General features: G+C 64.6%; 16 protein-coding genes and 1 pseudogene. 14 read left to right on the forward strand and 3 right to left on the reverse strand.

From position 1 onward, the window contains the following. The first annotated feature begins 52 nt into the window (after positions 1–52). The 4 genes from AB3X94_RS08300 (at position 53) to AB3X94_RS08315 (ending at position 4,979) form a co-directional block, all read left to right on the forward strand. Positions 53–2,020, forward strand: a complete 1,968-nt coding sequence (locus tag AB3X94_RS08300) for a lytic transglycosylase domain-containing protein (protein WP_176110049.1) — start codon at positions 53–55, stop codon at positions 2,018–2,020. A gap of 82 nt (positions 2,021–2,102) precedes the next feature. Continuing rightward, positions 2,103–3,056, forward strand: coding sequence for a complex I NDUFA9 subunit family protein (locus AB3X94_RS08305; RefSeq protein WP_176110050.1), 954 nt, complete (start codon positions 2,103–2,105; stop codon positions 3,054–3,056). Between the two features lie 40 nt (positions 3,057–3,096). Further along, positions 3,097–3,750: a glutathione S-transferase family protein gene (locus AB3X94_RS08310; protein WP_176110051.1), complete on the forward strand. Its 654-nt coding sequence runs from the start codon at positions 3,097–3,099 to the stop codon at positions 3,748–3,750. Then, positions 3,747–4,979: a multifunctional CCA addition/repair protein gene (locus tag AB3X94_RS08315; RefSeq protein WP_368611249.1), complete on the forward strand. Its 1,233-nt coding sequence runs from the start codon at positions 3,747–3,749 to the stop codon at positions 4,977–4,979. The genes AB3X94_RS08310 and AB3X94_RS08315 overlap by 4 nt, the downstream gene beginning before the upstream one ends. A gap of 31 nt (positions 4,980–5,010) precedes the next feature. Here AB3X94_RS08315 and AB3X94_RS08320 read toward each other — a convergent pair whose 3' ends face one another. Continuing rightward, positions 5,011–5,205, reverse strand: coding sequence for a DUF2905 domain-containing protein (locus tag AB3X94_RS08320; protein WP_013090808.1), 195 nt, complete (start codon positions 5,203–5,205; stop codon positions 5,011–5,013). A gap of 31 nt (positions 5,206–5,236) precedes the next feature. Further along, positions 5,237–6,439 (reverse strand): class I SAM-dependent methyltransferase, encoded by a 1,203-nt coding sequence (locus AB3X94_RS08325; RefSeq protein WP_176110054.1) that lies wholly within the window; start codon positions 6,437–6,439, stop codon positions 5,237–5,239. 13 nt (positions 6,440–6,452) lie between these two features. On the opposite strand from AB3X94_RS08325, the gene AB3X94_RS08330 reads away from it, so the two are divergent. The 6 genes from AB3X94_RS08330 (at position 6,453) to AB3X94_RS08355 (ending at position 12,948) form a co-directional block, all read left to right on the forward strand. Further along, complete coding sequence (locus AB3X94_RS08330) at positions 6,453–7,280, forward strand: SDR family oxidoreductase (protein ID WP_368611250.1); 828 nt, start codon at positions 6,453–6,455, stop codon at positions 7,278–7,280. Between the two features lie 89 nt (positions 7,281–7,369). Then, positions 7,370–7,765 (forward strand): dihydroneopterin aldolase, encoded by a 396-nt coding sequence (locus AB3X94_RS08335; protein ID WP_013090805.1) that lies wholly within the window; start codon positions 7,370–7,372, stop codon positions 7,763–7,765. 3 nt (positions 7,766–7,768) lie between these two features. Further along, positions 7,769–8,770 (forward strand): tRNA 2-thiocytidine(32) synthetase TtcA, encoded by a 1,002-nt coding sequence (ttcA, locus tag AB3X94_RS08340; RefSeq protein WP_176110058.1) that lies wholly within the window; start codon positions 7,769–7,771, stop codon positions 8,768–8,770. Positions 8,771–8,911: 141 nt separating this feature from the next. Further along, positions 8,912–10,273, forward strand: a complete 1,362-nt coding sequence (gene glmU, locus AB3X94_RS08345; RefSeq protein WP_368611251.1) for a bifunctional UDP-N-acetylglucosamine diphosphorylase/glucosamine-1-phosphate N-acetyltransferase GlmU — start codon at positions 8,912–8,914, stop codon at positions 10,271–10,273. A gap of 59 nt (positions 10,274–10,332) precedes the next feature. Next, on the forward strand, positions 10,333–12,150 hold the full coding sequence (glmS, locus tag AB3X94_RS08350; protein ID WP_368611252.1) for a glutamine--fructose-6-phosphate transaminase (isomerizing): 1,818 nt from the start codon (positions 10,333–10,335) through the stop codon (positions 12,148–12,150). A gap of 198 nt (positions 12,151–12,348) precedes the next feature. Then, the gene (locus AB3X94_RS08355; protein WP_176110062.1) at positions 12,349–12,948 is read left to right on the forward strand and encodes a rhomboid family intramembrane serine protease; all 600 of its coding nucleotides are present in this window, start codon (positions 12,349–12,351) and stop codon (positions 12,946–12,948) included. Between the two features lie 50 nt (positions 12,949–12,998). Here the strand turns inward: AB3X94_RS08355 and AB3X94_RS08360 are convergent, their stop codons facing one another. Further along, positions 12,999–13,259 carry a DUF6723 family protein gene (locus AB3X94_RS08360; RefSeq protein ID WP_176110063.1) on the reverse strand — a complete coding sequence of 87 codons (261 nt, stop codon included), beginning with the start codon at positions 13,257–13,259 and terminating at the stop codon, positions 12,999–13,001. 109 nt (positions 13,260–13,368) lie between these two features. Between AB3X94_RS08360 and AB3X94_RS08365 the strand changes: the two are divergent. The 4 genes and pseudogenes from AB3X94_RS08365 to AB3X94_RS08380 form a co-directional block, all read left to right on the forward strand. Next, positions 13,369–13,571: pseudogene (locus AB3X94_RS08365) on the forward strand (cytochrome-c peroxidase); the annotation flags it as partial. Positions 13,572–13,747: 176 nt separating this feature from the next. Next, positions 13,748–14,425, forward strand: a complete 678-nt coding sequence (locus AB3X94_RS08370; RefSeq protein WP_368611274.1) for a lytic transglycosylase domain-containing protein — start codon at positions 13,748–13,750, stop codon at positions 14,423–14,425. Between the two features lie 196 nt (positions 14,426–14,621). Then, a complete protein-coding gene (locus AB3X94_RS08375) occupies positions 14,622–15,491 on the forward strand; it encodes a DUF2242 domain-containing protein (RefSeq protein ID WP_368611253.1) in 870 nt (289 codons plus the stop codon). Positions 15,492–16,273: 782 nt separating this feature from the next. Further along, positions 16,274–16,525 (forward strand): hypothetical protein, encoded by a 252-nt coding sequence (locus tag AB3X94_RS08380; RefSeq protein ID WP_176110066.1) that lies wholly within the window; start codon positions 16,274–16,276, stop codon positions 16,523–16,525. The last annotated feature ends 66 nt before the right edge of the window (positions 16,526–16,591 follow it).

Below are 16,591 nucleotides of genomic sequence, written 5' to 3' on the forward strand. Positions count from 1 at the left end.
GGGACAGGGTTGCATGCTATGCTTGGGTCCAATTCGCGCTCCAGAAACAACGATGTCAAAACGCCTTTTTCGAGTATATCGCGCGGCCGGTATCGCGCTGGCCGCAGCGGCACTCGTGGCCTGCAGTACTGCCTCGGCCGTCAAGCCTCTCCCAATCTCCCAACTCACGAACGACGACCAGATTTTCGTCCAGCTTCGCGAAGCCGCGCGCACTAACGACGCGGCGCGCGCAGCCCAGCTCGCGAGCATGATCCCGGATTATCCGGCGCCCTCGTATCTGGAGTACTTCCAGATCAAGCCGCAGCTGTTCGATTCGACCGGCCATGCGCGCATCGACGCGCCGGACGCGCCGGTGCTCGCGTTCCTGCAGAAGTACGACGGCCAGGCGATCGCCGATCGCATGCGCAACGACTACCTGACCGTGCTCGGCACGCGTCACGACTGGCGCAACTTCGACCAGCAGTACGCGAAGTTCGTGCTCGACGACGACACTCAGGTCAAGTGCTACGCGCTCGAATCGCGCGCGTCGCGCGGCGAGAACGTCGCGGACGCGGCGCGCGCGCTGCTCGTCGAGCCGAAGTGGTACGGCGACGGCTGCGTCGATCTGATCACGGTGCTCGGCGTGAACCGCCAGTTCAGCGCCGACGACATCTGGGCGCAAATCCGTCTCGCGTACGAGCAGAACTACACGAGCACGGGCAGCAAGCTCGTCGACGCGCTCGGCGACCCGCCGCCCGACCCGGTGCTGTTCGGCCAGGCGGTCGATACGCCGCCGCTGCTGCTCGCGCGCAGCGTCGGACCGGATGCGCAATCGCATCAGCTGGCGCTGCTCGCGATCACGCGCATGGCGCGCAACGATCCGGCCATGGCCGCGGCCACGTTCGCATCGGTCGCGCCGTCGCTGAATTCGCCGGAGCGCGCGATCGGCTGGGGCACGATCGGCTATCAGGGGGCGCTCAAGCAGATGCCTGCCGCGGTCGACTGGTTCCGGCTGTCGGCGAACGCGCCGCTGTCGAATCCCGCGTATGAATGGCGCACCCGCAGTGCACTGCTTGCCGGCGACTGGAACATGGTGCGCTGGTCGATCGAGCAGATGCCCGAGTCGCTGCGCAAGCAGCCGTCGTGGGTGTATTGGCACGCGCGCGCGCTGAAGCAGGCCGGCGACACCGCCACGGCCAACCAGGAATTCCAGTCGATCGCGTCGAACTTCAACTTCTACGGCCAGCTTGCGCTCGAAGAGCTCGGTCAGAAGATCACCGTGCCGCCGAAAACCACGGTCACCGACGCCGAAGTGCAGCAGGCCGGCACCACGCCGGGTTTCGATCTGGCGCAGCGCTTCTATGCGCTGAATCTGCGGCTCGAAGGCAATCGCGAGTGGAACTGGCCGCTGCGCGGCATGACCGACCGGCAACTGCTGGCGGCCGCCGAGTACGCGCGCCGCATCGAGCTGTACGACCGCACCGTCAACACTGCGGACCGCACGAAGAGCGAGCATGATTTTTCGCTGCGCTATCTATCGCCGTTCCGCAACATCGTCGAGCAGGACGCGCAGTCGAGCGGGCTCGACGTCGAGTGGGCGTACGGGCTGATTCGCCAGGAGTCGCGCTTCATCATCAACGCGCGCTCGGATGTCGGCGCGGGCGGACTGATGCAGCTGATGCCCGCCACCGCGCAACTGGTCGCGAAGAAAATCGGTCTGGGCCCGCTCTCGCGCGAGCAGATGAACGACATCAACACCAATATCCTGCTCGGTACGAACTACCTGGCGATGATCTACAATCAGTTCGACGGGTCCGCCGTGCTGGCCACCGCTGGCTACAACGCAGGTCCGGGCCGTCCGCGCAACTGGCGGCAGTCGCTGCAGCGCCCGGTCGAAGGCGCGGTGTTCGCCGAGGCGATTCCGTTCCAGGAAACTCGCGACTACGTCAAGAATGTGCTGTCCAACACGGTCTACTACGCGGCATTGTTTGAAGGCCGTCCGCAATCGCTGAAGGCGCGCCTGGGTTACATCGCACCGTAAGCGCCTTGCCGCCGCAATCTCGTTTCGAGGTTGCGGCGCGCTTTGCCAGCCGTTGCCGCGGCTTCCATCAGGGAGTCGAAAAATGCGACATCAAGCTATCGCGGTCATCGGCGGCTCCGGGTTCATCGGCAGCTACCTCGTCAACTCGCTCGTCGAAATGGGCAAGGATGTGCGCGTCGCCACGCGGCGACGCTACAACGCGCGCCATCTGACCATGCTGCCGATCGACGTGCTCGAAACCGACGTGTTCGATCCGGTGCAGCTCGCGCGCTTCGTCGAAGGCGCGGATTGCGTGATCAACCTCGTCGGTATCCTGAACGGCAAACGCGGCAAGCCTTATGGACGGGAGTTCGCGCATGCGCACGTCGAGTTGCCGACGCGCATCGTCGCCGCCTGCGAAGGCAAGGGCGTGCATCGGCTGATTCATCTGAGCGCGCTCGGCGCCAATCCGAGCGGCCCGAGCATGTATGCGCGCTCGAAGGGTGACGGCGAGAAGGCGGTGCATGCGGCGAATGTCGCGTGGACGATCTTCCGTCCGTCCGTCGTGTTCGGTCCCGAGGACGCGTTTCTGAACAAGTTCGCGTTTTTGCAGCGCGTGTTTCCGGTCATCCCGCTCGCGATGCCGGACGCGCAATTCCAGCCGGTCTATGTCGGCGACGTCGCGAAGGCGATCGTCAACGTGCTCGATATGGATGGCGCGGGCGGCCGCACCTACGAGCTCGGCGGCCCGACCGTCTATACGCTCGAAGACCTGGTGTCGTATTGCGGCGACGTGATCGGCAAGCATGCGCGCATCATCCGTCTGCCCGAGCCGCTCGCGCGGCTGCAGGCGCTGAGCTTCGAATTGGCGCCGGGCGAACCGGTGATTTCGCGCGACAATCTCGATTCGATGAAGGTCGCCAATATTCTGAGCGGGCCGCTTGCGCCGGAGCTCGGACTCGAACCGGTCAGCATCGAAGCGATCGTGCCGACGTATCTGACCGGCGCGGCCTCGGGTTCGCGACTCGACACGTTCCGCGCCAGCGCGGGGCGCTGAATCCTCGCTCAATCCCATCTCGCACTCCCTGATAACAAGCATGAAACTGCTGATTGGTGACAAGAACTATTCGTCGTGGTCGATGCGTCCGTGGCTGCTGCTCACGCACTTCGGCATTCCGTTCGACGAGGAACTGATCCTGCTAAACGAAGCGGACACGAATGCGAAGATCCACGCTCAGGCACCGCGCGGACCGGGCAAGGTGCCGTGCCTGATCGACGACGCGGGGCAGGCCGTGTGGGATTCGCTCGCGATCGCCGAAACGCTCGCCGAGCGCTTTGCCCAACACGCGCTGTGGCCGCGTGACGCGGCGGCGCGCGCGCATGCGCGCAGCGTCAGCGCCGAGATGCATTCGGGCTTCGGCGAATTGCGCTCGAAGATGTGGATGAACATCCGTGCGTCGTTCCCGGGCAAGAACGCGACGCCGGGCGCGCTCGCCGACATCGCGCGGATCGAGACGATCTGGCGCGACTGCCTCGACACCTACGGCGGTCCGTTTCTGTTCGGCGAATTCGGCATTGCCGACGCGATGTACGCGCCCGTCGCAATGCGCTTCAACACGTGGAAGCCGGCGTTGTCGGAGACCTCGGTCGCCTATGTCAAGCGGCTTACCAAGCTGCCCGCGGTCAACGCATGGATCGATGCCTCGCGCCGTGAAACGCACGCGATCGCCTATCAAGACGAATGCCCATGAATATCTATGCAGTAGGTGGCGCGGTCCGCGACGAGCTGCTCGGCGTACCGGTGCAGGACCGCGACTATGTGGTGGTGGGCGCGACGCCCGAGCAGATGGTCGCGCAGGGCTATCGGCCGGTGGGCAAGGACTTTCCGGTATTCCTGCATCCGCAGACGCACGAGGAGTACGCGCTCGCGCGCACCGAGCGCAAGACGGCGGCCGGTTATCACGGCTTCCAGTTTTTTTATGCGCCCGACGTGACGCTCGAAGAAGACCTCGCGCGCCGCGATCTGACGATCAACGCGATGGCGCGCGAGGTGCGCCCGGACGGTGCGCTGACCGGCCCCGTCATCGATCCGTTCAACGGCCAGGCGGACTTGCAAGCGCGGCTCTTTCGCCATGTCAGCGATGCGTTCCTCGAAGATCCGGTGCGGATTCTGCGCATCGCGCGTTTCGCGGCGCGCTTCGTCGATTTCACGGTCGCGCCGGAAACGCTGGCGCTGATGCGCGAGATGGTCGCCGACGGTGAAGCCGATGCACTGGTGGCCGAGCGCGTGTGGCAGGAAGTATCGCGCGGACTGATGGAGAAGAAGCCGTCGCGGATGTTCGACGTGCTGCGCGACTGCGGCGCGCTCGCGCGGATTCTGCCGGAGATCGATGCGTTGTTCGGCGTGCCGCAGCGCGCCGACTATCACCCCGAAGTCGATACCGGTGTTCACGTGATGATGGTGCTGGACCATGCCGCGCAGCAGGGCTACACGCTGCCGGTGCGCTTCGCGGCGCTGACACACGACCTCGGCAAGGCGACCACGCCCGAGGAGCAACTGCCGCGGCACATCGGCCACGAGGGCCGCAGCGTCGATCTGCTGAAGCCGCTGTGCGAGCGGCTGCGCGTGCCAAATGAATGCCGCGATCTGGCGATGCTGGTCGCGCGCGAGCACGGCAACATTCATCGCGTGATGGAGATGGGGGCGGCGGCGCTGGTGCGCCTGCTCGAGCGCAGCGACGCGATCAGGAAGCCGGCGCGCTTCGCCGAGGCGCTGCAGGCCTGCGAGTCCGATGCGCGCGGGCGGCTCGGCCTCGAGATGAGCGAGTACCCGCAGGCCGAGCGGCTGAGGGTGGCGTTGGTGGCCGCGCGAGGCGTGGATGCGGGAGCGGTGGCCAAGCGGCTCGCCGATGCACCGGCCGGCATCAAGGACGCCGTGCATGAGGAGCGGGTGCGCGCGGTGCAAGCGGCGCTTGCCTGAAGCGGTGCTAACGTGAAGCGGCGCGCGGTGCCTACAACACCCGCGCCAACAGCGACAACAGAATCGACAGCACCAGCGTCGACATGAACGGAAACGGATACTCGCGGCCGAACAGCCGCAAGGTCACGTCGCCGGGCATCCGGCCGATGCCGAGCTTCCGCAGCCACGGCCAGCACGACGACAGCACCGCGACGGCGACGAAGGTAGTCAACAGCCAGCGAATCATCGCGAGTCCTCGAACCGGAGCAGTTTCACAATCACAGCGTATGCGAGCGGTCGCCGCTCGAAAAGGCGCGCAGCGTATCGTCGAGTCCGCGTGAAAACGCGATCACCTTGAAGAGTTCGCCCATCTCCGCCTCGGACAGCAGCTTCTGTACCGCGTTGGCTGCGGGCAGAAAACGCCTGGTGTCGGCGGGATCGATTTCGCCGAGCACCTCGGTGACGCCCGCGTTCAGCAGGAAGCGCGCTTGCGAAGTGAAGCCGAGCAGATCCGCGCCGGTGTCGACGCCCGCCTCGGCGATGCCAGTGAATTCGACGTGCGCGGTGATGTCCTGCAGACCGGGGTACAGGAACGGGTCGCCGTGCGCGCGATGCCGGTAGTGGCACATCAGCGTGCCCTGCGAGCGCTGGTCGTGGTAGTACTCGTGGCGCGGAAAGCCGTAGTCGATCAGCAAGATCGCGCCGCGCGCGAGCATCGTGCAGATGGTGCGCGTGAAACCGCGGGCGGCTTCGTGCGTTTCGGTCACATAGCCGTCGCCGGCATTCTCGCGATCAGTATCGATTTCGGTCAGCAGCGCGCGGTCCGCGGCGGCCGCGACGGGGCGGTCGTCGAATGCGAATGCGCCGTCGCGCCAGACCACGCCGCGCTCGTGCCAGACACCGCCGTTTTGCGCGAAGAGCCGCACCGGCATCGCATCGAGCACCTCATTGCCGATCACCACGCCTTCGAAGCGCTCCGGCAATGCGTCGAGCCAGCGCACTTTGGCGAGCAGCGCGGGCGCGGCCGCCGCGATCGTTTCGCGCTGCCGCTCGCGCAGCTCACCCGACAGATCGACGATCGAATAGCTGTCGAATTCGGCGCCGAGGGTGTCGAGCGCATTGAGCAGCCCCGCGGCGAGCTTGCCGGTGCCGGCGCCGAACTCCATCACCTCGCGCGTGCCGCTCGCCTCCAACGCTTCCGCGACCGGGCGCGCGAGCGTCGCGGCGAACAGCGGTGACAATTCCGGCGCGGTGACGAAGTCGCTGCCGTCGTCGGCGCGCAGGCCGAATTTGCGTGCACCGCCGCTGTAGTAGCCGAGCCCCGGCGCGTACAAAGCGCGCTCCATGTAGCGGTCGAACGGCAGCCAGCCGCCGGCCGCGTCGAGCTGCGCGCGGATCTCGGCGACGAGCGCGTCGGACTGGGCGAGCGCGCTCGGGCCGGGAGCAGGTAAACTATCGGGTTGGTGAGCTTTCGGATTCATCCCCGCATTGTAAATGACCGTTTCTCCGGACATCGCTGCCCGCGCGGCCGAAGCGCCGACTGAACCGCCCCGCGTCGTGCTGATTACCGGCGCCGCGCGCCGCATCGGGCGCGCGCTCGCGCTCGGCTTTGCCGCACGCGGCTGGGACGTGGCCGTGCACTATGGCGCCTCGCGTGACGATGCGGACGAAGTGGTCGCACAGATCGTCGCGCTGGGCCGCCGCGCGGTCGCGCTGCACGCCGAGCTTGGCGACGAGGCGCAGGTCGCGCGGCTGCTGCCGGACTGTACTGCCGCCCTCGGGCGGCCGTCGTGCATCGTCAACAACGCGTCGCGCTTCGAGGAAGATACGGCGCGCGACGTCGGCTACGATCTGCTGCTGAAGCTGACCGCGATGAATGTCGGCGCCCCGCTGGTGCTCGCGCGCATGCTTTACGACGCGACGCCCGATGCCGCGTTGCGCGACGAAAGCCAGCGCAGCGTGGTCATCAATGTGCTGGATCAGAAGCTGTACAACATGAACCCGGACTATCTGTCGTACACGCTGTCGAAGGCGGCGCTGCAGACCGCGACGGTCGCGCTCGCCCAGGCGCTCGCGCCGAAGGTCCGGGTGGTCGGGCTCGCGCCTGGCCTGACCATGCAATCGGGCGACCAGACCCAGCACGGGTTCGAGGCCGCCCACCGTATGACGCCTCTCGGCCGTGCGTCGCGGCCCGAGGATATCGTCGCCGCCGCGCTGTATCTCGCGGATGCAGCCGGCGTCACCGGAACGACGCTGGTGGTCGACGGCGGGCAGCATCTCGTGCCGCTGCCGCGCGACGTAATGTTTTTGACGGGCGCCTGACACGCGCGCGCGGCCAGCCTTCGATGCGGCCGTCGCGAGTGGCGCAGCGCCCCTTTGCGTGCCCGCACGCTTTTTTGATTGGAACGAACATGTTTGCCGCTCTTTCGCACCCCCGGCTCGCCGATTGCCGCCGGCTGTTTCTGCGCAATTACGAAGTGCATATCAACATCGGCGTGCACGACTTCGAAAAGCGCGGCGAGCAGCGCGTCGTGATCAACGTCGAACTGTTCGTGCCGCTCGCGATGTCCACGCCGGTGCACGACAAGCTCACCGAAGTCGTCGACTACGATTTCATGCGCTCGACGATCGCCAAGCGCGTGTCGCAAGGCCATATTCATCTGCAGGAAACGCTGTGCGACGACCTCGTGCGCGTGATGCTCGAACATCCGCAGGTGCGCGGCGCGCGCGTGTCGACCGAGAAGCCGGACGTATATCCGGACTGCGATGCGGTCGGCGTCGAAGTCTTCCGCATCAAGGAGGACTGAGCGATGAATGCACCGGAAATGCTGAACGCAGGCAACCAGGCCGCCGAGGCCACCACGGCCCCGAACGCCGCGCGCGCCCCGAAATCGCCGCTCACGCGCCGCGAGCAGAAAGAAGCGTACGAGAACAACAAGCTGTTCAAGCGCCTCGCGCGCCAGGTCGGCCAGGCGATCGGCGACTACAACATGATCGAGGACGGCGACAAGGTGATGGTGTGCCTGTCGGGCGGCAAAGACAGCTACGCGATGCTCGACATCCTGATGCGGCTGCGCGAGCGCGCCCCGATCAATTTCGACATCGTCGCGGTCAACCTCGACCAGAAGCAGCCGGGCTTCCCCGAGCACGTGCTGCCCGAGTATCTGACCCAGCTCGACATCCCGTTCCACATCGAGAACCAGGACACCTACAGCATCGTCAAGCGGCTCGTGCCGGAGGGCAAGACCACCTGCTCGCTGTGCTCGCGGCTGCGGCGCGGCATCCTGTATCGCGTCGCCGGCGAGCTCGGCGCGACCAAGATCGCGCTCGGCCATCATCGCGACGACATCCTGCAGACGCTGCTGCTGAATCTGTTCTACGGCGGCAAGCTGAAGGGCATGCCGCCCAAGCTGCAATCGGACGACGGCAAGAACATCGTGATCCGGCCGCTTGCCTACGTGAAGGAAACCGATCTGGAGAAGTACGCGGAGCTGCGCGAATTCCCAATCATTCCGTGCAATCTGTGCGGTAGCCAACCAAACCTGAAGCGCGCGGAAATGAAGGCGCTGGTCCGCGACTGGGAGAAGCGTTTCCCCGGCCGCATCGAGAACATGTTCAACGCGCTGTCGAACGTAGTGCCGTCGCATCTGATGGATCACCAGCTGTTTCCGTTCGCGGGGTTGCGCGCGACCGGCGAGGCCGACCCGCAAGGCGACATCGCGTTCGACGAAGAACCGTGCTCGAGCGGCGACGAAGGTGCACCGCTCACCGGCGCGAAGACTATTCCGCTGGTCCAGTTCGACGACCTGTAGAGAGCGAAAATTGCTTGTTTTGGCGGCATTCGGGCGGTTTTCCGCTGGCTTGCACGCCCTGCCGAGGCCGCGTCTGCGGCCTTTTTTGCAGGTGCAGCATGATAGAATCGTGCGCTCCAAACTCGTCTATTTGCCGACGCCATGAACATCGTCATTTTGGCGGCAGGTACCGGCAAGCGCATGCGGTCCGCGCTTCCCAAGGTGCTCCATCCTCTGGCCGGCCGGCCGCTCCTCGCTCATGTCATCGACACCGCCCGCGCGCTGAAGCCCGCGCGCCTGATCGTCGTGATCGGCCACGGCGCCGAAGCCGTGCGCGAAGCCGTCGCGGCGCCCGATATCCAGTTCGCGGTGCAGGAGCAACAGCTCGGCACCGGCCACGCGGTGCAGCAGGCGCTGCCGCTGCTCGATCCTTCGTTGCCCACGCTGGTGCTCTATGGCGACGTGCCGCTCACGCGCGCGCTAACGCTGCGCGCACTGACAGAGCGCGCCGGGCAGGACGGTTACGGCGTACTCACCGTCACGCTCGACGACCCGAACGGCTACGGCCGCATCGTGCGCGATCAGCATGGCAACGTGCAGCGCATCGTCGAGCAGAAGGACGCAAATCCCGAGCAGCTGAAGATTGCCGAGATCAACACCGGCATCATCGTCGCGCCGACCGCGCGCCTTGCCGGCTGGCTCGCGGCGCTCAAGAACGACAACGCGCAAGGCGAGTTCTATCTGACCGACGCGGTCGAGATGGCGATCGAAGCCGGCCTCGAAGTCGTCACCACGCAGCCCGACGACGAGTGGGAAACGCTCGGCGTCAACAGCAAGCAGCAGCTCGCCGAACTCGAGCGGATTCATCAGCGCAACGTCGCCGACGCGCTGCTCGTCGCTGGCGTGACGCTCGCCGACCCCGCGCGCGTCGACGTGCGCGGCACGCTCGAATGCGGCCGCGACGTCTCGATCGACGTCAACTGCGTGTTCGAAGGCAGCGTGTCGCTCGCTGACAACGTCAGCATCGGGCCGAACTGCGTGATTCGCAACGCGCGAATCGGCGCGGGTACGCGGGTCGATGCGTTCACGCACATCGAAGGCGCGGAAGTCGGCGCGAAAGCCGTTGTCGGTCCGTATGCGCGCTTGCGCACAGGCGCGGCGCTGCAAGACGAGTCTCATGTAGGGAACTTCGTCGAGATCAAGAACGCTGTGCTCGGTCATGGCTCGAAAGCCAACCACCTCAGCTACATCGGCGACGCGGATGTCGGCGCGCGCGTGAATATCGGCGCGGGCACGATCACCTGCAACTACGACGGCGCCAATAAATTCCGCACCGTGATCGAGGACGACGTGTTCGTCGGCTCGGACACGCAACTGGTCGCACCGGTGCGCGTGCAGCGCGGCGCGACGATCGCGGCCGGCACCACGGTGTGGAAAGACGTCGCCGCGAATGCGCTGGTGTTGAACGATAAAACCCAGACGAGCAAGACGGGCTACGTGCGCCCAGTCAAAAAGAAAAGCTGATCGATATGGCGCGCCCACGAGGCGCGCTCACTGAATTCGGCACTGAAAAGGAATACACCATGTGCGGCATTGTCGGCGCGGTTGCGCAACGTAATATCGTTCCCGTCCTGATCGAAGGACTGCGACGTCTCGAATATCGCGGCTACGATTCGTGCGGCGTCGCCGTGCTTGGCGCTCGCGGGCCGAGCCGCGCACGCAGCGTCGCGCGCGTCGCCGACCTCGACGCTCAGGTGCGCGACGGTCACCTCGAAGGCGTGACGGGCATCGCGCATACACGCTGGGCCACGCATGGCGCGCCGGTCACCGACAACGCGCACCCGATCTTCTCGCGCGACGCGCTGGCGTTGGTACACAACGGCATCATCGAGAACTACGAGACCTTGCGCGAAATGCTTCGTGGCAAGGGTTATGAGTTCGTGTCACAAACCGACACCGAGGTTATTGCTCACCTGATCCATAGCCTGTATCGCGGCGACCTGTTCGCCGCGGTGCGCGAGGCGATCGCAGAACTGCACGGCGCGTATGCGATCGCGGTGCTGCATAAGGACCAGCCGCATACGGTGGTCGGCGCCCGCCAGGGCTCGCCGCTCGTGGTCGGACTCGGCGACGGTGAAAACTTCCTGGCCTCGGACGCGCTCGCGCTCGCCGGCAGCACCGAGCGCTTCATCTTCCTCGAGGAAGGCGACGTCTGCGATCTGTCGCTCGATGGCGTGCGCATCGCCGATCGCCAGGGCGAGATCGCGCAACGCGAGGTGCGTCAGGTCGCAGCCTATGGCGGTGCGGTCGAACTCGGCCCGTATCGCCACTTCATGCAGAAGGAAATCTTCGAGCAGCCGCGCGCGATCACCGACACGATTCCGCAAGCGGACGCGTTCGATGCGTCGATCTTCGGCGAAGGCGCGCGCCAGGTGTTCGCGGACATCGACAGCCTGCTGATTCTCGCGTGCGGCACGAGCTACTACTCGGGACTCACCGCCAAGTACTGGCTCGAATCGGTCGCGAAGATTCCGACTCAGGTCGAGATCGCGAGCGAGTATCGCTATCGCGAGTCGGTGCCGAATCCGAAGTCGCTGGTGGTGGTGATCTCGCAGTCGGGCGAAACCGCCGACACGCTCGCGGCGCTCAAGCACGCGCAGGAACTCGGCCACCAGCACACGCTCGCGATCTGCAACGTCGGCACGAGCGCGATGGTGCGGCAGACCGAGTTGTCGTTCCTCACGCATGCGGGCCGCGAGATCGGCGTCGCGTCGACCAAGGCATTCACGACGCAGCTGGTCGCGCTGTTCACGCTGGCGGCAACGCTCGCGAAGCTGCGCGGACGTTTGAGCGACGAGCAGGAAGCGAGTTACCTGAAGCAGTTGCGCCACCTGCCGGCCGCGCTGAACAGCGTGCTCGCGCTGGAGCCGCAGATCATCGCCTGGTCGGAGGAGTTTTCGCGCAAGGAACACGCATTGTTCCTCGGACGCGGCATGCATTATCCGATCGCGCTCGAAGGCGCGCTGAAGCTCAAGGAAATTTCGTATATCCACGCTGAGGCGTATCCGGCTGGCGAGCTGAAGCACGGGCCGTTGGCGCTCGTGACCGAAGCGATGCCGGTGGTGACGGTTGCGCCGAATGACGCGCTACTCGAAAAGCTGAAGTCGAACATCCAGGAAGTGCGCGCGCGCGGCGGCGAGCTGTATGTGTTCGCCGATGCGGATACGAAGATCGTCAACGGCGAAGGGCTGCATGTGATCCGGATGCCGGAGCACTATGGCTTGCTGTCGCCGATCCTGCACGTGGTGCCACTGCAGTTGCTCGCGTATCACACCGCGTGTGCGCGTGGCACAGATGTGGATAAGCCGCGCAATCTGGCGAAGTCGGTGACGGTGGAGTGACGACGAAGCAGAAGACGTAACGACGGCGGCGTCGACGAACCGGGCCGCCGGCTCCCGCCAAATCAGCCGCGCCGCCATTCGGTGCGGTGCGGCTGACGAAACATCCACCGCTCAAATCGGCATCTGTCGTTCCACGATGCCTCGACGTGACGACGCCACATCGACTACCCTCTGTCGACATCCCGTGGCCACGTCACCATGAACACCTCATCTTCCAACACGCTCACCGAGAAGCTCAAGTCGCGAGTCGTACTGATCGCGCTGTTCGTCGGTTCGATGTGGGCCGTGTTCTTTCTGTCGGTTGCGTTGCCGTTCCTGCATCTGGACGAACACGGTGTCGTGCCGCGTACGTTCGGCGGCTTGCAAGGGATTCTGTTCGCACCGTGGCTGCATGCGAGCGTCGGGCATATCGCGGCCAACACGAGTGGGCTCGTCGTGCTGGGCTGGCTGTGTACGTGGCCGCACATCGGCGGCTTCTGGCGCGCGACCATCGGCGCGATGCTCGGCGCCGGTCTTTGCGCGTGGCTGTTCGGCGCGCCGTATTCGGTGCATATCGGCGCGAGTGGACTGGTGTTCGGCTATGCGGGTTACCTGGTCGCACGCGGCTACTTCACGCGCAATCTGGTATCGATCCTCGTGGCTCTAGTCGTGGTCGGCAGCTACGGTCTGAGTCTGCTGTTCGGTGTGCTGCCGATCTATCCCGATGTGTCGTGGCAGAGCCATGTCGGCGGCGTGATCGGCGGTGTGCTCGCGGCACGCTCGGGAGCCGGGGCTGCGCGCCGGGTGCGGGCGCGCTGACGGAGACCTCGCCGTTCGTTGGAATGGACCCGGTTCGAGGGTGTCTCGGCCTACAACTCCGGCCGCGCCAGATCGCTCGCGACGATGTGTTCGCCATACACCTGCGCGGCCGCGAGTGCTTCGACGCGGCTCGGATGCGGGCCGAGTTCGGGCGCGCCGTCGAACGGAAACAGCACGCGGCCGTCGGTCGTGCGCACGACCTTCAACACGCCGAAGAAGCGCCGGTAGCCGGCCATCTTCGCGCTCGTCGAAATCTCGAAGTCGTCGTCCGATGTGCCCGGGACGCTGGGAATAAACGCGGTCTTGCTCATAGCTGAAAACATCGGTTGTTCATCGAGGCGGTGCGCAACGCGATACGCACGGCCGACGTGCATTGTCTCAAATCCGCGCGAACGATGAAGCGAGCGGCCCCCTCGCCACGCGATCGAGCGCTTCGAGCGCGAAGACCCGAGCTCTCATCCGTACACGAGCAAGTTCGATTGCTACCTCGACAGAAAAGTGCAACTAACTGCACAAGAGTTGCGAAGCAAAAGCTGTTCGACGACCCCGCCGGCGGCAATTGCGCGTCCTGTCATATCGACCAGCCGGGCGTGAACGGAGCCCATCCGCTCTTCACCGCGTTCCTCGCAACGCTGACCGACGGCTATGACCTGAAGACCGAAGCGGTCAAACAAGCGGATCCAAAAATGCGAAGAGTTCTGGTCACCATTGATTTAAAAGACAAAAAGTGTCGAAGAAAGGCTCCGTAGTGCACCGCGGAGCTATAATGCGCGGATCTTTGCTTCCCCCGACGTCCACCATGAGCCGGTTACTTTGTCTGATCGTGCTTTCGCTCGGCCTCGCGCAAACCGCGGTGGCCGACGAAAACACCGACCGAATATCGGCGTACCTGACGCAGAAATTCGGTGTGGGCAAAGAAAAAGCTCAAAAAATCTCCGACGCGGTGCAATCCGCCGCCAACAAATACTCCCTCCCTCCGGCGCTGCTGCTCGCCATCATCTCGATCGAATCCCGCTTCAAGGAAAAGGCCCGCGGCGCCAATGGCGCGACAGGGCTGATGCAGGTCGTGCCGCAGGCGCACCGCGGGCTGCTGCGCAACGTAAAGGACCTGACCGAACCGGGTGCGAACATCGAAGCCGGTTCGGCGATCCTATACGGCTACATGCGCTCGGCGAACGGCGATCTGAATATGGCACTGAAGAGCTATGGCGGCTCGAATGCCTATGCGCAGAAGGTGAATCTGCGCGTCGAAGATTTCGCGGCGGTTGCGACGCCCGCGGACGGCGCTTCAGGAGCCGCCGGGCGGGCCGCGTCGTGCGAGGCGGATCGTTGCGCCGGTGAGAACCCGTGGGCCGACGCGTTCAGCCTACCGGCGGCGCTTACTACACCTGTGGCACCTGCGGCGAGCGGGGCCACCGCGGCCTCTGGGTCGAGTTCGGCCGCGACAGCTGGCTCGACGCGCACGACATCGAACTAGGCGCGCCGGCGCGGTTTCTACTCCCGTTTTCGCCGTACGTGCTGCGAAGGTCGGGCGGCGTGCATCCAGTTGATGTGCCGTGTTACATGACGTAATGGGGTTCGGGCTCCGACTTGCACGCTTTTTACGCACATAGCGCTGCCCGATCTACAATGCATTCCCATTCGCGCTCACGAGGCGCTTCTTGCACCTGATCATGCAGACCCCCTTCTCCCGCACCACCGCCGCGGCCCTGTTCGGGCTGCTCGCGCTCACGGCATGCAGCAGCACGCCGCAACCCAAGTTCACGCAGGAACTGTTCGAAACCGGCGCAAGCCCGTACGCGCGCAATTTCAATTCGAGTACCGGCGATAGCTGCGAAGCCGCGCGCCGCGCACTGCTGAGTCAAGGCTATCTGACGACGATGTCGCGCCCCGATACCGTCGACGGCACGAAGAATTTTCAGCCGACCGGCGATTCACACGTGGTCGTCGAATTTCACGTCGTCTGCACGCCCGGCGAAGAGGCGGCCAATACCAGCATCGTTTATGTGAACGCGGTACAGAACGGCTTCGCGTTGAAGAAGAGCGATACGTCGGCGAGCGTCGGGCTCAGCGTGCTCGGTTCGCTGTCGCTGCCGATTCGCTCGAATAGCGACGCGATGGTGAAGATCTCGAGCGAAACGATCCCGTCTGGGAAGTTCTACGACCGCTTTTTCAGCCTCGTCGATCATTACTTGCAGACCGTCGTGCGTACGCAGCCGGTGACGAGCAGCGCGATCGAAACGCGCACGCTGCCAATGCAGGTAGCCACGCCGCTCCAGCTGACGATTCCTGATCCGGTCCCCGAGCCGGTACCGGCGACGACTCCCGCTGCCGTTCAGGCGACGCCTGCAGTGTCGGTTCAGGCGACGCAGCCATCTGCGGTTCAAGCTGTCCAATCAGCGCCCGCCTCAGTGCAGTTAACCGCGCCCGCACCGGTTCCGTTAACGACGCCGTCGCCAACCTCTGCGGTCCAACCAACCGACCCGATTGGCCAGGCCGCTGCGATCGAACCCGCGAGCGGCACGGCGTCTCTGGTGCCGTGACAGCGGCGCAGCGGCTTTCGCATCGAGGCTGATCAAGATCCGATCAGCCTTTGATTCAGGCGCGCAGCCAGATTCACCTTATGGTGTTTACTTGATACGTATACATACGTAGTAGTAGTTAACAAGGGTTAACCGATTCTGTGGATAAGTCGCAAATGTCCCGCCGCTTCAACATCATGCGAAATCGATAACCCTGCGGAACACGTCGGTAGAAAAACTACATAACTGGGATAAGTTCGAACACGCGTTAACCGACCCCCACCTTTATCAAGATATCGCGCACAGGCTGTTCGTCGTGCTATCCCGAAGTTATTCAGAGGTCGCTGTGGATAACCATCGCCTCTGAAATACGTTTGCCGTTGCCCGCACGTGCGCTTCGCGCGATGCGAAGCGCACGCCAACGCACAGAGTTTCGGCCACCGAACGCGCACATTGATGACGCGGTACGAAGATTGCGCGCCTTCTTATTGCAAGCGCAACTGTTGCTATTTCGTCAAAAACCATTTGCCCAGCGAACAATCCGGCATAGAGTTAAAGTGCTTTGTGAGGTTTCTGGTGCAGTGCGGGGGATGTATGAAACGCAGATCAGCAGGACAGCTAGTCCGTCTTCTGTCGGACCTTCGACATGCGGCCCATTGCAGATCGTTGCGGGCGGCCGCAACCAATCGGATGATGGCGCTGGCAGCCGCCGAGGCTGCCGAGAACGGCGACACCGCTCGCGACGACGACGGTCCCGAGTCCACGCGCAATGCGCAGCGCGACAAGCTGTTCCGGAGCAGATCATGAGAACCGCGAGCGAACAGTCGTTGCGGTTTCTGGTCGACAAGTGGCTTTCGCCATCGCCGGCGGAGCCGGTTCACGTGACGGAGTTCAGCCGCACGCGCACCGGCGGGCGGCGTTATGTGCGGGTGGAAACTTCGTCGGAAGAGGGCGCGCGCGGTTTGTTCTTCTTTCGGCACGACGACGGCTGCTGGTGTGTGTTTCCGCCGACCGCCGATACGCCGAGCCTTTTCGCTCATCCGCGCGCGGCATAGTTGGGCGAATGGGCAAGACGCCTGCCGGTGCGCGTCGCGCACCGAGCGTCGGCGTCGAATCGTTTT

This window comes from Paraburkholderia sp. BR10923 (genome assembly GCF_040948765.1).
GTDB classification, from domain to species: Bacteria; Pseudomonadota; Gammaproteobacteria; order Burkholderiales; family Burkholderiaceae; genus Paraburkholderia; species Paraburkholderia youngii.

Bases quoted from the DNA above. Each gene is read 5' to 3' on its own strand.
- AB3X94_RS08300 (WP_176110049.1), top strand. From the start codon at position 53: ATGTCAAAACGCCTTTTTCGAGTATATCGCGCGGCCGGTATCGCGCTG.
- AB3X94_RS08305 (WP_176110050.1), top strand. From the start codon at position 2,103: ATGCGACATCAAGCTATCGCGGTCATCGGCGGCTCCGGGTTCATCGGC.
- AB3X94_RS08310 (WP_176110051.1), top strand. From the start codon at position 3,097: ATGAAACTGCTGATTGGTGACAAGAACTATTCGTCGTGGTCGATGCGT.
- AB3X94_RS08315 (WP_368611249.1), top strand. From the start codon at position 3,747: ATGAATATCTATGCAGTAGGTGGCGCGGTCCGCGACGAGCTGCTCGGC.
- AB3X94_RS08320 (WP_013090808.1), bottom strand. From the start codon at position 5,205: ATGATTCGCTGGCTGTTGACTACCTTCGTCGCCGTCGCGGTGCTGTCG.
- AB3X94_RS08325 (WP_176110054.1), bottom strand. From the start codon at position 6,439: ATGAATCCGAAAGCTCACCAACCCGATAGTTTACCTGCTCCCGGCCCG.
- AB3X94_RS08330 (WP_368611250.1), top strand. From the start codon at position 6,453: ATGACCGTTTCTCCGGACATCGCTGCCCGCGCGGCCGAAGCGCCGACT.
- AB3X94_RS08335 (WP_013090805.1), top strand. From the start codon at position 7,370: ATGTTTGCCGCTCTTTCGCACCCCCGGCTCGCCGATTGCCGCCGGCTG.
- ttcA (WP_176110058.1), top strand. From the start codon at position 7,769: ATGAATGCACCGGAAATGCTGAACGCAGGCAACCAGGCCGCCGAGGCC.
- glmU (WP_368611251.1), top strand. From the start codon at position 8,912: ATGAACATCGTCATTTTGGCGGCAGGTACCGGCAAGCGCATGCGGTCC.
- glmS (WP_368611252.1), top strand. From the start codon at position 10,333: ATGTGCGGCATTGTCGGCGCGGTTGCGCAACGTAATATCGTTCCCGTC.
- AB3X94_RS08355 (WP_176110062.1), top strand. From the start codon at position 12,349: ATGAACACCTCATCTTCCAACACGCTCACCGAGAAGCTCAAGTCGCGA.
- AB3X94_RS08360 (WP_176110063.1), bottom strand. From the start codon at position 13,259: ATGAGCAAGACCGCGTTTATTCCCAGCGTCCCGGGCACATCGGACGAC.
- AB3X94_RS08370 (WP_368611274.1), top strand. From the start codon at position 13,748: ATGAGCCGGTTACTTTGTCTGATCGTGCTTTCGCTCGGCCTCGCGCAA.
- AB3X94_RS08375 (WP_368611253.1), top strand. From the start codon at position 14,622: ATGCAGACCCCCTTCTCCCGCACCACCGCCGCGGCCCTGTTCGGGCTG.
- AB3X94_RS08380 (WP_176110066.1), top strand. From the start codon at position 16,274: ATGAGAACCGCGAGCGAACAGTCGTTGCGGTTTCTGGTCGACAAGTGG.